12 protein-coding genes and 1 riboswitch are annotated in these 13287 nt (G+C 72.5%); of the genes, 7 read left to right on the forward strand and 5 right to left on the reverse strand.

Going from position 1 to position 13287, the window contains the following annotated elements; genetic code table 11:
• Positions 1-9: 9 nt before the first annotated feature.
• The 3 genes from MUK52_RS17805 to MUK52_RS17815 form a co-directional block, all read right to left on the reverse strand.
• Positions 10-927 (reverse strand): 1-phosphofructokinase family hexose kinase, encoded by a 918-nt coding sequence (locus tag MUK52_RS17805; RefSeq protein WP_284578167.1) that lies wholly within the window; start codon positions 925-927, stop codon positions 10-12.
• Between the two features lie 117 nt (positions 928-1044).
• Entirely contained in the window at positions 1045-2205 is a 1161-nt protein-coding gene (nagA, locus tag MUK52_RS17810; protein WP_114058074.1) for an N-acetylglucosamine-6-phosphate deacetylase, read from the reverse strand.
• The gene (locus MUK52_RS17815; protein ID WP_284581721.1) at positions 2205-3137 is read right to left on the reverse strand and encodes an ROK family protein; all 933 of its coding nucleotides are present in this window, start codon (positions 3135-3137) and stop codon (positions 2205-2207) included. Before MUK52_RS17815 ends, nagA begins: the two co-directional genes overlap by 1 nt.
• Before the next feature lie 164 nt (positions 3138-3301).
• Between MUK52_RS17815 and MUK52_RS17820 the strand changes: the two genes are divergently transcribed.
• From MUK52_RS17820 to otsB, 3 genes are all read left to right on the forward strand, one after another.
• Positions 3302-4603: an extracellular solute-binding protein gene (locus tag MUK52_RS17820; protein WP_114058072.1), complete on the forward strand. Its 1302-nt coding sequence runs from the start codon at positions 3302-3304 to the stop codon at positions 4601-4603.
• 85 nt (positions 4604-4688) lie between these two features.
• Complete coding sequence (locus MUK52_RS17825) at positions 4689-4925, forward strand: DUF3263 domain-containing protein (protein WP_114058071.1); 237 nt, start codon at positions 4689-4691, stop codon at positions 4923-4925.
• A gap of 57 nt (positions 4926-4982) precedes the next feature.
• Entirely contained in the window at positions 4983-5825 is an 843-nt protein-coding gene (gene otsB / locus MUK52_RS17830) for a trehalose-phosphatase (protein WP_114058070.1), read from the forward strand.
• Positions 5826-6137: 312 nt separating this feature from the next.
• On the opposite strand, the gene MUK52_RS17835 is transcribed toward otsB, so the two are convergent.
• Both MUK52_RS17835 and MUK52_RS17840 read right to left on the reverse strand, forming a co-directional pair.
• Positions 6138-7598 (reverse strand): alpha,alpha-trehalose-phosphate synthase (UDP-forming), encoded by a 1461-nt coding sequence (locus MUK52_RS17835; RefSeq protein ID WP_284578175.1) that lies wholly within the window; start codon positions 7596-7598, stop codon positions 6138-6140.
• Positions 7599-7661: 63 nt separating this feature from the next.
• The gene (locus MUK52_RS17840) at positions 7662-8639 is read right to left on the reverse strand and encodes a glucosyl-3-phosphoglycerate synthase (protein WP_284578177.1); all 978 of its coding nucleotides are present in this window, start codon (positions 8637-8639) and stop codon (positions 7662-7664) included.
• 185 nt (positions 8640-8824) lie between these two features.
• Positions 8825-8978: riboswitch (SAM riboswitch) on the forward strand.
• 18 nt (positions 8979-8996) lie between these two features.
• Here MUK52_RS17840 and thrC point away from each other — a divergent pair.
• The 4 genes from thrC to groL all read left to right on the forward strand — a co-directional run bounded on the left by thrC (position 8997) and on the right by groL (position 13242).
• Positions 8997-10301, forward strand: a complete 1305-nt coding sequence (gene thrC / locus MUK52_RS17845; protein WP_114058067.1) for a threonine synthase — start codon at positions 8997-8999, stop codon at positions 10299-10301.
• Positions 10302-10350: 49 nt separating this feature from the next.
• On the forward strand, positions 10351-10629 hold the full coding sequence (locus MUK52_RS17850) for a MoaD/ThiS family protein (RefSeq protein ID WP_114058066.1): 279 nt from the start codon (positions 10351-10353) through the stop codon (positions 10627-10629).
• A 405-nt stretch (positions 10630-11034) separates the two neighbouring features.
• Positions 11035-11238 carry a cold-shock protein gene (locus MUK52_RS17855; RefSeq protein ID WP_005315736.1) on the forward strand — a complete coding sequence of 68 codons (204 nt, stop codon included), beginning with the start codon at positions 11035-11037 and terminating at the stop codon, positions 11236-11238.
• Between the two features lie 384 nt (positions 11239-11622).
• Complete coding sequence (gene groL, locus MUK52_RS17860; protein WP_114058065.1) at positions 11623-13242, forward strand: chaperonin GroEL; 1620 nt, start codon at positions 11623-11625, stop codon at positions 13240-13242.
• Positions 13243-13287: the final 45 nt, after the last annotated feature.

A 13287-nucleotide genomic window follows, 5' to 3' on the forward strand; every position in this document is an offset into this window, starting at 1 on the left:
GACGAGCACTCAACCACCGGTGACGCAAACCTTTCTGCGCAGCTCCTCGTACGTGCAGGGGTCGAACTCCCCCGCCGCCGGAGCGAGGACCGTCGCCGCGGACAGGGCGACCGCGCGGCTCAGGCGGGACGGCCAGTCCAGGCCCTCGACCAGGCCCGACAGGAGGCCCGCCACCGCCGAGTCGCCCGCGCCCGTCGGGTTTCCCGACAGGGGGCGGGGCGGGGCCGCCTGCCAGGTGCCCTCCGGGGTGGTGGCCAGGAGGCCCTGCGGGCCCAGTGAGGTGACCACTGCGTGGGCGCCGCGGCGGCGGGCGTCGCGGCCGGCCTGGACCGGTTCGCGGGAGCCGGTGAGTTCGGCGACCTCGGCGGCGTTCGGCTTGACCATGTCGGGGCGGGCCGCGATGCCGCGGCGCAGGGCTTCGCCGCTGGTGTCCAGCAGGACGGGGACGCCGGCCGCGCGGGCCGCCCGTACGAGGACCGCGTACGCACCGACCGGCACGCCGGGCGGCAGGCTGCCGCACAGGGCCACCGCCTCGGCGCCGGCGAGCAGGGCTCCGTACCGCTCCGTGAACTCCGCCCACTCCCCGGAGCCGATCACCGGTCCCGGTTCGTTGAACTGCGTGGTGTCGCCGGACGATTCGTCGACGACGGCCAGGGTGCGGCGTGTCGGGCCCGCGCAGGGGACCAGGGCGTCCGTCAGGCCGGGGCAGCCGGCCAGCAGTTCGCGGACGGCGGCGCCGGTGCGGCCCCCGGCGAAGCCGGTTGCGGTCACCGGCCGGCCGAGCGCGGCCAGGACGCGGGCGACGTTGAGGCCCTTGCCGCCGGGCCGCTCGGTGACGGCGGCGGCGCGGTGGGTGGCGTGCGGGATCAGCCTGGGCACGCGGTGGGTGACGTCGAGTGCGGTGTTCAGCGTCACGGTCAGGATCATGGTTCTTCAGGTCCCGGTCTCGGTGTGTGCCGGGATCATGTCAAACACGGGGCGGACGGCCCAGTCCCGCGGGCCGTCCGCCGTCCGCCGATGCCGCCGAACCCCCCGATCGGCGGCTCAGCCCTGCAGGGCCGGGGGCCTGACGACCCATTCGCCGCGCCGCATGACGCCCTTCAGGTCGAACGCGGCGTCCAGGACGACCAGGTCGGCGTACTTTCCGGGCTCCAGGGAGCCCACCTCGTCGTACAGCCCGAGGAGTTTGGCCGGGTTGGCGGAGATCGCCTGGACGACGGACTCGACGGGCAGCCGGTCCAGGGTGACCGACCGCTTGAAGGCGGTGTCCAGGGTGAGGGTGGAGCCGGCGATGGAGCCGCCCTCGACGAGACGGGCCACGCCGTCCTTCACCTCGACCTCCAGCGGCCCCAGGTGGTAGGTGCCGTCGCCGAAGCCGGCCGCGTCCATCGCGTCGGTGATCAGGGCGACGCGGTGGGCGCCCGCGTGGTGGAAGGCCAGTTCCAGCATGGCCGGGTGGAGGTGGGTGCCGTCGTTGATGAGCTCGACGGTGACCCGCTCGTCCTCCAGCAGGGCGGCGATCGGGCCGGGCGCGCGGTGCTCCATGCCGGGCATGGCGTTGTACAGGTGGGTGGCGACGGTCGCGCCCGCGTCGATGGCCTGGCGGGTCTGGTCGTACGTGGAGTCGGTGTGCCCGATCGCGGCGATCACCCCGTGCTCGGCGAGGAGGCGTACGGAGTCCAGGCCGCCCGGCAGCTCGGTCGCGAGGGTGAACATGCGGGCCGCGCCGTGGGCGGCGTCGACGAGCTTGCGGACCTCGGCCGGGTCGGGGTCGCGCAGCAGCTCCGCCTTGTGCGCGCCCCTGCGGCAGGAGTTGATGAACGGGCCCTCGAAGTGGATGCCGGCGATCTCGCCCTGCTGGGTGAGCTCGGCGAGGAGCCCGGCGCGGCGGGCCAGTTCGTCGAGGGCGCCGGTGACGGTGGACGCCACCAGGGTGGTCGTGCCGTGCTCGCGGTGGGTGCGTACGCCGCGGAGGACCTCCTCGGCGGTGCCGGAGGTGAAGGAGGCGCCGCCGCCGCCGTGGTTGTGCATGTCGACGAAGCCGGGGACGAGCCAGTGCCCCGAGAGGTCGGCGACGGAGGCGTCCTCGCGTGCGCTGCCGGCGATGCGGTCGCCCTCGACGATGACGCGGCCGCCCGCCACGATCCCGGTGGGCAGCACCACCCGTGCGCCGGAGAGAACGGTGCTGTGTGCGCTTCCGGACATCAGGCAGGTACCTCCGTGGCGAGTAGGTCCCAGGCGAGCAGGCCTGCGCCCAGGCATCCGGCGGTGTCCCCGAGGGCAGCCGGCACGATGTGGGGCAGCCGCTGGAACGTCACGCGCTCCTCGACGGCCGCGCGGAGCGGTGTGAACAGGACTTCCCCCGCCTCGGCGAGCCCGCCGCCGATGATCAGGGTGCGGGGGTCCAGCAGGGTGATCGCGGTGACGAGGCCGTCGGCGAGGGCGTCGACCGCCTCCTGCCAGATGCGGCGGGCCGCGGCCTCGCCGGCCGCGACGGCGCGCGCGCAGTCGGCGGCGTCGGCGCCGGGGTCGCCGCAGGCGGCGGCCCAGGCGCGGCTGACGGCGGAGGCGGAGGCCAGGGTCTCCAGGCAGCCGCGCTGCCCGCAGCCGCAGGCGGGGCCGCCCGGGCGGACCACGATGTGGCCGATCTCGCCCGCGTAGCCGTGGGCGCCGGCCTCGATGCGGCCGGCGATGCCGATGGCTCCGGCGATGCCGGTTCCGAGGGGGACGAACAGGAAGCGGTCGGCGCCGCGCCCGGCCCCGATGCGGCCCTCGGCGAGGCCGCCCGTGCGCACGTCGTGGCCGAGGGCCACGGGGAGGGAGCCCAGCCGGGCACCGAGGAGGGTGCGCAGCGGTACGTCGCGCCAGCCGAGGTTGGCGGCGTACACGGCGGTCCCGGTGTCGGCGTCCACGATGCCGGGGACGGCGACGCCGGCCGCGACGGCGGCCGCCCCGAAGCGCTCGCGGCCCAGCGCGTGCAGCTCGGCGGCGAAGTCCAGGATCGTCGCGACGACGGCCTCCGGGCCGCGGTCGCGGCCGGTGGCACGGCGCGCCTGGTGCAGCAGGGTGCCGTCCTCGGCGATGAGGGCGGCCTTCATCCCGGTGCCGCCCACATCGAGGGCGATGACGTGTTTCACGGGTTTCACGGGTGACAGTCTCGCTCGCTTCGACGGGAAAGGTCTAGTCCATTGGAGGGGATTGTTGAGCTGCCATACAAATTCCGGCCACCAGTCGTGCCCGAATGTGGACCAGAGGCCAAAGTGGTGTAGACCTTACGTGGATCGTACGTACAACCTGGGGTGTGTCGAGAACTGTGAAGGGCCGTTACCTGAGCCTGGCCGCAACCGGAGCCGCACTGAGCCTGGCGGTGACGCTGACCGGTTGCGGAAGCCTCGTCGGGGACAACGAGGTGACCCTCCGGGTCGTGGCGGCCGACTACGGGGACAATCCCCAGAACTCCTCGGCCGCCTACTGGAAGGACCTCGCCGCCGGCTTCGAGAAGACCCACCCCGGCGTCAAGGTCGAGGTCAGCGTCTACTCCTGGTCCGAGGTCGACGCCAAGGTCGCGGCCATGGTCAAGGAGGGCAAGGCCCCCGACATCGCACAGATCGGCGCCTACGCCGACTACGCCGCCGCCGGGAAGCTCCACACCACCGACGAGCTGCTGTCCGTCCAGACCGAGGCCGACTTCCTCGCGCCCCTCGCCGAGGCCGGCAAGGTACGCCGCACCCAGTACGGCATGCCCTTCGTCGCCAGCACCCGCCTGCTCTTCTACAACGAGAAGCTCCTCGCCGACGCCGGCGTCATCCCCAAGGACGGCAGGACGCCGTGGCAGCCCAAGAGCTGGGCCGACCTGGAGGCCGCCGCCAAGAAGCTGAAGGCCGCCGGCGTGCCGACGCCGTTCGCGCTGCCGCTCGGCCGCGAGGAGGCACAGGCCGAGACGATGATGTGGATGCTGTCGGGCGGCGGCGGCTACACCGACAACGAAGAGGCCTACGCGATCGACTCCGCGGAGAACGTCAGGACCTTCGAGTTCCTGCGCGACAAGATGGTCGGCCAGGGCCTGACCGGCGCCGCCGAACCCGGCAAGACCGACCGGCAGGCCGCCTTCGACGCGTTCACGCGCGGTGAGGTCGGCATGCTCAACGGCCACCCCACCCTGATCAAGCAGGCAGCCGAGAAGGGTGTGAAGTTCGGCATGGTGCCGCTGCCGACCGCCGACGGCACCCCGCAGCCGGCCATGGGCGTCGCCGACTGGATCATGGCGTTCAAGAACGGCCACCGCGTGGAGTCCGGGAAGTTCCTCGACTGGGTGTACGACTCGAAGAACGTGACGGCCTTCACCCGCAAGTACGACCTCCTCCCCCCCACCACCAGCGGCTTCCGCGCGATGGAAGCGGCGAACGGCGGCGCCACCGCCCAGCTGAAGCCCTTCCTCCAGGCCCTGCCGAACTCCCGCCTGTACCCGGTCGGCAAGAACTCCTGGGCCGCGGTGAGCGAGAGCGTCAAGCAGAACATCGGCAGGGCGGTCCAGCCGGGGGCGCAGCCGGCGAAGGTGCTGGAGGAGATCGCGGTCCGGGCCCGCGCGGAGGACAAGCGCTGAGCGGCGCGCATCGTCTCCGCCCCCGGCACCCACCCCGAGCTTGGCGGCCCCGGTGGGTGTCGGAGGGCGGCGTTAATCTGGCCGTATGACGGACGAAGAGCAGCTCACGGCCGCCGAAGCCGCTGTGCTCGCCTTCGAGGGGCGGGCCTGGCCCGGGCCGGGCGCGAAGGAGCGCGCGATACGGGAGGGGCTGGGGATGACCCCGGTCCGCTACTACCAGCTGCTCAACGCGCTGATGGACGACCCGCGCGCCCTCGCGCACGCCCCCGGCACGGTCAACCGCCTCCGCCGCATCCGCGACGCGCGCCGAGCCCGCCGCTGACGGCGCCCCCCGGGGGCGCCGTAGCCGTCGTCCCGGTCGGCCGTTAGGGTCGTCCGTATGGGGAGCCATCCGCACGACCTGCCGATGCCCGTCACCGCCGCCGGCCGCGAGGGACTCGCGGCCCTGCTCGGCGACCCGCGCCGCAGCGTGGTCGCCCTCGACTTCGACGGCACACTCGCCGACATCGTCCCCGACCCCGACCAGGCCCGCGCCCACCCCGACGCCGTCCCGGCGCTCGCCGCCCTCGCCCCGCGCGTCGGCTCCGTCGCCGTCGTCACCGGCCGGCCGGCGGGCGTCGCCGTGCGCCTCGGGGGCTTCGCCGGGGTCGCCGGGCTGGAGCACCTGGTGGTGCTCGGGCACTACGGGGCCGAGCGGTGGGACGCCGTCAGCGGCAGCGTCCACGCCCCGGCCGAACACCCCGGCGTCGCCGCCGTACGGGCCGAACTGCCCGGGTTCCTGCACTCCGTCGGCGCCTGGCACGGCACCTGGATCGAGGAGAAGGGCCGCGCCCTCGCCGTCCACACCCGGCGCGCCGAGGACCCGGCCGCGGCGTTCGCCGCCCTGCGCGGGCCGCTCGCCGAGCTGGCCGCCCGGCACGGGCTCATCGTCGAGCCGGGGCGGGCCGTGCTGGAGCTGCGGCCTCCGGGGATGGACAAGGGCGTCGCCCTGACGGAGTACCTCGCGGAGACGGGCGCCGAGACGGTGCTGTACGCCGGGGACGACCTCGGCGACCTCGCCGCGTACGCGGCCGTCGAGAAGAGGCGGGCCGAGGGGCTGCCGGGGCTGCTGGTGTGCAGCGGCTCGGAGGAGGTGCCGGAGCTCGCGGCGCGGGCCGACCTGGTCCTCCCCGGCCCCGCCGCGGTCACGGCCTTCCTGGCGGCCCTGGCCACCGCCCTCTAGCGGGCCCGCCCGCGGCCCCTTCCGGGGCTCCGCCCCGAACCCCGCGCCTCAAGCGCCGGCGGGGCTGGGTGTGGCGGGCGTGATCAGCCTCGCCGGCGTTTGAGGCGCGGGGGTGTGGGGGCGGAGCCCCCGCAAGGGGTCCGGGCGCAGCCCGGTTTCGGGAAGGGGCGGGGAGGGGAGCGCTCCGCGCAGCGGCCCACCGCCCCCGTGCCGGCGCCCCCCGACCACCGCCCCGGGGCCACCCGGTGCCCCGTCCGGGCCGGGGGCCGGAGGCCGGGGCCGGGCCGGGGCCGCGGCTCGGGGACCCGGGGCTCAGTTCGGCACGGCGCGGAGCGCCGTCAGCTGCGTGGTGAACCAGGCCGCGGGCGGCAGGGACGTCGCGGCCGTGGCCAGGCGCTTCGTGCGGGCCGCACGATCCTCCGCCGGCATCGTCAGGGCGGCGTGCAGGGCCTCCGCCGTCGCCGAGACGTCGTACGGGTTCACCGTCAGCGCGTCCGCGCGGAGTTCGCCGTACGCGCCCGCCCCCGTCGACAGGACCAGCGCGCAGCCGGCCTCCGAGATGACGGGGATCTCCTTCGCGACGAGGTTCATGCCGTCGCGGACCGGGTTGACGAGGGCGACGTCCGCCATGCGGTAGAGCGCGAGCGAGCGGGCGAAGTCGTCCTGGACGGACAGGAGTACCGGCTCCCAGGCGGGCGTGCCGTACTCCGCGTTGATCTCCGCCGCCAGGTCGCGGACCGCCTGCGTGTACGCCCGGTACTCGGGGAGGTCCTGCCGGGACGGGTACGCGGACGCGAGGTGGACGACGCGGCCGTGCCATTCGGGCCGGGTCGCCAGGAGCTCCCGGTAGGCCAGCAGGCCGCGGACGATGTTCTTGGACAGTTCCGTGCGGTCCACGCGGACGATCGTCCTGCGGTCGCCGATCGCGGCCCGCAGCTCGGCGAGCCGCTCGTCGACCTCGGGCCGGCCGGCGAGCCGCCGCAGTTCGTCGGCGTCGACGCCGAGGGGGAAGACCGCCACGTCCGTGCGGAGGTGCCGTACGGGGCTGTTGGGGTTCTTCGCGACGTACCGTTCGCCGTCCGTGCCCGACGGCATGCCCGGCTCGGCGGTGCCCCGCGCGTCGTCGAGGCGGGCGGAGCCGAGGAAGGAGTGCGCCCATGCCCAGGTGTGGAAGCCCAGCAGGTCGGCGCCGAGCATGCCCCACAGCAGGTCGGTGCGGATGTCGTCGGGGAGCATCTGCAGGAACTCGTGTGACGCCCACGGGGTGTGCGTGAAGTGGGCGATGCGCAGGTCGGGGCGGAGTTCGCGGAGCATCCCGGGGACGAGGGCGAGGTGGTAGTCCTGTACGAGCACGCAGGCGCCCCGGCCGGCCTCCTCCGCGAGGGCTTCGGCGAAGGCCCGGTTGTAGGCGGTGTACGCCTCCCACTGGCGGCGGAAGGCGGCGTCGAAGACGGGGGTGCGCGGGATGTCGTACAGGTGGTGGTGGGTGAACCAGAGGACGGAGTTGGCGATGCCGTTGTACGCGGCGTCGTAGGTGTCCGGATCGATGTCCAGCATCCGGACGCCGGGCTCGGCGACGCCGCGGCGGACGGCCTCGCGGTCGCCCGGTGAGAGGGCGGCGCAGATCCAGAGCGCGCCCGGCTGTTCGGCCAGGGCGGCCGACAGTCCGGAGACGAGGCCGCCTCCGCCGCGGCGGGCACCGAGGGTGCCGTCGGAGTCGAGGTCATAGGAGAGCGGACCGCGGTTCGCGGCGACGAGTACCTGGGAAGCCATGCGGCGAACCTAGCCCGGCCCGCGCCCGCTCAAACGTCCGGTTTCACCCATGTTCGCCTGCCGTCACGCCACGCGTCGGACCGCGTACTCCTCGATGTCGGCCATCGGCGGCCGTTCCTCGGTGTCCACGGGGTGGGTGCGCGGCTCGAAGCCGTGCGGCCCGCGCTCGAACTGGGTCAGCGCCGGCCGCAGCCGGGGGTGCCCCCAGCGGTGGTCGGGGGAGTGCCCGCGGGAGAGCCGCAGCTCCGCGGTGCGGTAGATCGCGGCGGCCATCCGGCCCAGCGCCTGCCCGTCCTGGTGCCGGTGGAGCCGTACGCCGACGTCGACCTGGGCGAGCGCGTCGAGCCCGACGGTGTGCAGCGCGTCGACGAGGAGGCCCAGCTCGACGCCGTAGCCGACGGGGAACGGCAGCCGCTCCAGCAGGCTGCGGCGGACGGCGTACTCGCCGCCGAGGGGCTGGACGAAGCCGGCGAGCCGCGGCCAGTGCAGGTTGAGCAGGGGGCGGGCGACGAGCTCGGTGACGCGGCCGCCCTGGCCGGGGGCGTCGCCGAGGGGGCGGTCGTACATGGCCTTGACGAACTGGACGTCCGGCTCGGTCAGCAGCGGGCCGACGATGCCGGTGACGAACGCGGCGGAGAAGTCGCGCAGGTCGGCGTCGACGAAGCAGACGACGTCCCCGGAGGTGGCCAGCAGTGAGCGCCACAGCACCTCGCCCTTGCCGGGGACGGCCGGGATGCGGGGCAGGATGTCGTCGCGGTGGACGACGGTGGCGCCGGCCTTCGCGGCGACCTCGGCAGTGCGGTCGGCGGACCCGGAGTCGACGACGACCAGCTCGTCGACGAGCGGGTACGGCAGTCCGTCGACGAGTTCGCGCCGGATGACCTCGACGATGTCGCCGACGGTCGCCTCCTCGTCGAGGGCGGGCAGGACGACACTGACCGTGGTGCCGGCCGCGCGTTTGGCGGCCAGCAGCTGGTCGAGCGGCCGGTCGGCCACGGACCAGGAGCGGTCCGCGAGCCAGCGCTCCACCTCTTCCAGCACGTTCGGCTCTCCCTGCTTCCCTCGGCCGGTCCGGCCGAAAAGTGATCCATCTCGCGCTTCGGACGGCTGTCTCAACCGCTCGGAGCTTCGGTTACAGTCTTGAACAACGCGAAGGGCCGCCGCATGCCGGGGGTCCTTCCGACAAATGCCGGGGTGCGCCGTCGAGCGCGCGCCCCGCGCCATACCGCTCATCCAGAGGGGCAGAGGGACACGGCCCGTTGAAGCCCCGGCAACCCTCCAGTCGGTTTCCCGCCACTGCGCGCAGCAGCAGCGAGGTCCCCGGCTAGGGAAGGTGCCAATTCCGTCTCATGGCGAAGTGCGCCATGGGGAAGATGAGGAGAAAGGGCCTCGCCGATCATGGCTGCACAGACCGTTGCCGTACCTTCCGCCGGAACCTCCGCTTCTGCGTCCTCCGTGGACCTCGGCCCCGCGGCCGGGCTCTCCTGTCGCGAGTGCGGCACCCGCTTCGAGCTCGGACCCATCTTCGCCTGCGCCGAGTGCTTCGGGCCCCTCGAAGTCGCGTACGAGCTGCCGGCCGGCGACCCGGAGGCGCTGCGCGCGGCGATCGAGGCCGGCCCGCACAACATCTGGCGCTACGCCCCGCTGCTGCCCGTCCCCACGGACGTGGCCTCCAAGCCGAGCCTGAACCCGGGCTTCACCAAGCTCGTCGACGCCGAGAACCTGGCCAAGGAGCTGGGCGTCACCGGCAAGCTGTACGTCAAGGACGACTCCGGCAACCCGACGCACTCCTTCAAGGACCGCGTCGTCGCGATCGCGGTCGAGGCCGCCCGCGCCTTCGGCTTCACCACCCTGTCCTGCTCCTCCACGGGCAACCTGGCCGGCGCCGTCGGCGCCGCCGCGGCGCGCGCCGGCTTCCGCTCCTGCGTGTTCATCCCGCACGACCTGGAGCAGGGCAAGGTCGTCATGGCCGGCGTGTACGGCGGCGACCTCGTCGGCATCGAGGGCAACTACGACGACGTGAACCGCTTCTGCTCCGAGCTCATCGGAGACCCGCTGGGCGAGGGCTGGGGCTTCGTCAACGTCAACCTGCGCCCCTACTACGGCGAGGGCTCGAAGACGCTGGCGTACGAGATCTGCGAGCAGCTCGGCTGGCGGCTGCCCGACCAGATCGTGGTGCCGATCGCCTCCGGCTCCCAGCTCACCAAGATCGACAAGGGTCTGCAGGAGCTCGTGAAGCTGGGCCTGGTCGAGGACCGGCCGTACAAGATCTTCGGTGCGCAGGCCGAGGGCTGCTCCCCGGTGTCGACCGCGTTCAAGGCCGGCCACGACGTGGTCCGCCCGCAGAAGCCGAACACGATCGCGAAGTCCCTCGCGATCGGCAACCCGGCGGACGGACCGTACGTGCTGGACATCGCGCGCCGCACCGGAGGCTACGTCGAGGACGTCACGGACGAGCAGGTCGTCGAGGCCATCAGGATCCTGGCCCGGACCGAGGGCATCTTCGCGGAGACCGCGGGCGGCGTGACCGTCGGCGTGACGAAGAAGCTGATCGAGAACGGGCAGCTCGACCCCTCGCTGACCACCGTCGTCCTCAACACCGGCGACGGCCTGAAGACCCTGGAGGCGGTGGCCGCGGACAGCGGGCAGACCGCCGTGATCCGCCCGAGCCTGGACGCGTTCCGCGCCGCCGGCCTGGCCTGACCCTCCCCTGCACCCCGCTGCACCCCGCGCCCGGAAAGGCAGAAGCGCCATGAGCGTCAACGTCCGCATCCCCACCATCCTGCGCACCTACACCGGCGGCCAGGCCGAGGTGCCCGCCGAGGGCGCCACCCTCGCCGAGGTCATCGCGTCGCTGGAGGCGAACCACCCCGGGATCGCCGCGCGCGTCCTGGACGACCAGGGCAAGCTGCGCCGCTTCGTGAACGTGTACGTCAACGACGACGACGTCCGCTTCGAGGGCGGTCTGGAGGCGGCGACGCCGGACGGCGCGGGCGTGTCCATCATCCCGGCCGTCGCCGGCGGCTGCTGACCCGTCCCCCCGCACCCGTTCGCACGCGCACGGCCCCGATTACCCCCTCCGGTAAAAGCGGAGGGGGTAATTCTGCTTGGTTGGGCGCGGTAGAGTTGGGGAAGTCCCCTCCGCTGTTCTTGCCCGCCGCATATGTACGGGTCGCGTGATGGGTGACATTGAGTCAATGTGCGGGTGCGTTATGAGGCTTTGGCGCGTTATGCCAGGTCCGAGTTGCCCGGGAATATGACAAATTTTCGGCCTATTTTCCGCTTTCGGTGTGACCGGATTTCTCGTCGGATTGACCTGTTGCAGACAGCACCGGTGCAGATACATTCAGCCGCGGTCGAGGCGTTCCGGCGCAAGTTCTGACCCGGGACCGCGAAGTGCGGTCCTGCGCAAGGGCCAGTAATAGGGGAGTTAGGCATGGCTCAGGGCACCGTCAAGTGGTTCAACGCGGAGAAGGGCTACGGCTTCATCGCGGTCGACGGTGGTGCGGATGTGTTCGTCCACTACAGCGCCATCCAGATGGACGGGTACCGCACCCTTGAAGAGGGTCAGCGGGTCGAGTTCGAGATCTCGCAGGGCCAGAAGGGTCCGCAGGCGGACATGGTCAAGCTCGCCGTCTAGTCCCGGCGCGATCGACCACCGACGCATACACGAGGGTCCGCATCCTGAGGAGGGGTGCGGGCCCTCCGTGTGTTCCGGGACGGGGCCGCCCTGCCGCCCGCCCTGCCGCCGGCGCCGCGGCGGGCGTGTCGCCTGCGGTGGCCGGGGATGGCGGGAAGCCGCTTGCACTCGCGGGGGTCGAGTGCTAATCATTGGCGTTAGCACTCTACGAGTGAGAGTGCTACTACACGGGACCGGGTCGGTGAGGCCCGCAGGTCCGGCGGGAAGGAACCGCCGGTCACGCAGGCCGTCCGTCGCGGGCGCGGACGCGGTCCGGAGCAATCCACCCCTCCCCGCGCGCCTGGCGGCGCAGGGGGAAACCCCAGTCCTGGAGGACCACTTCAGATGGCCAAGATCATTGCGTTCGACGAGGAGGCCCGGCGCGGCCTCGAGCGCGGCATGAACCAGCTCGCCGACGCCGTCAAGGTCACCCTTGGCCCCAAGGGTCGCAACGTCGTCCTTGAGAAGAAGTGGGGCGCCCCCACGATCACCAACGACGGTGTCTCCATCGCCAAGGAGATCGAGCTCGAGGACCCGTACGAGAAGATCGGCGCCGAGCTGGTCAAGGAAGTCGCCAAGAAGACGGACGACGTCGCCGGCGACGGTACGACCACCGCGACCGTCCTCGCCCAGGCGCTCGTCCGCGAGGGCCTGCGCAACGTGGCGGCCGGCGCCAACCCGATGGCCCTCAAGCGCGGCATCGAGAAGGCCGTCGAGGCCGTCTCCGGCGCCCTGCTGGAGCAGGCGAAGGACGTCGAGACCAAGGAGCAGATCGCTTCCACGGCCTCCATCTCCGCCGCCGACACCCAGATCGGCGAGCTCATCGCCGAGGCCATGGACAAGGTCGGCAAGGAAGGCGTCATCACCGTCGAGGAGTCCCAGACCTTCGGTCTGGAGCTTGAGCTCACCGAGGGCATGCGCTTCGACAAGGGCTACATCTCGGCGTACTTCGCCACCGACATGGAGCGTATGGAGGCGTCCCTCGACGACCCGTACATCCTGATCGCCAACTCCAAGATCAGCAACGTCAAGGACCTGCTGCCGCTCCTGGAGAAGGTCATGCAGTCGGGCAAGCCGCTGCTGATCATCGCCGAGGACGTCGAGGGCGAGGCCCTGTCGACCCTGGTCGTCAACAAGATCCGCGGCACCTTCAAGTCCGTCGCCGTCAAGGCCCCGGGCTTCGGCGACCGCCGCAAGGCCATGCTCGGCGACATCGCCATCCTCACGGGCGGCACGGTCATCTCCGAGGAGGTCGGCCTCAAGCTGGAGAACGCCGGCCTGGACCTGCTGGGCCGCGCCCGCAAGGTCGTCATCACCAAGGACGAGACCACCATCGTCGACGGTGCCGGTGACAGCGACCAGGTTGCCGGTCGCGTGAACCAGATCCGCGCCGAGATCGAGAACTCCGACTCGGACTACGACCGCGAGAAGCTCCAGGAGCGCCTCGCGAAGCTGGCCGGCGGCGTGGCCGTCATCAAGGCCGGCGCCGCGACCGAGGTGGAGCTCAAGGAGCGCAAGCACCGCATCGAGGACGCCGTCCGCAACGCGAAGGCCGCCGTCGAGGAGGGCATCGTCGCCGGTGGTGGCGTGGCCCTGCTGCAGGCCTCCTCGGTCTTCGAGAAGCTGGAGCTGGAGGGCGACGAGGCCACCGGTGCCGCCGCCGTCAAGCTGGCGCTCGAGGCCCCGCTGAAGCAGATCTCCGTCAACGCCGGCCTCGAGGGCGGCGTCGTGGTGGAGAAGGTGCGCAACCTGACCCCGGGCCACGGCCTGAACGCCGCGACCGGCGAGTACGTCGACATGATCGCCGAGGGCATCATCGACCCGGCGAAGGTCACGCGTTCCGCCCTGCAGAACGCCGCGTCGATCGCCGCGCTGTTCCTGACCACCGAGGCCGTCATCGCCGACAAGCCGGAGAAGGCCGCCGCCGCTCCGGGCGGCATGCCGGGCGGTGACATGGACTTCTGATCGGCCCCGCGCTGATCGGCTGTTCCCGACCGAGGGCGGCACCCA

The sequence above is a fragment of the Streptomyces sp. 2P-4 genome (genome assembly GCF_030167965.1).
In the GTDB taxonomy this organism is placed as follows: Bacteria; Actinomycetota; Actinomycetes; order Streptomycetales; family Streptomycetaceae; genus Streptomyces; species Streptomyces globosus_A.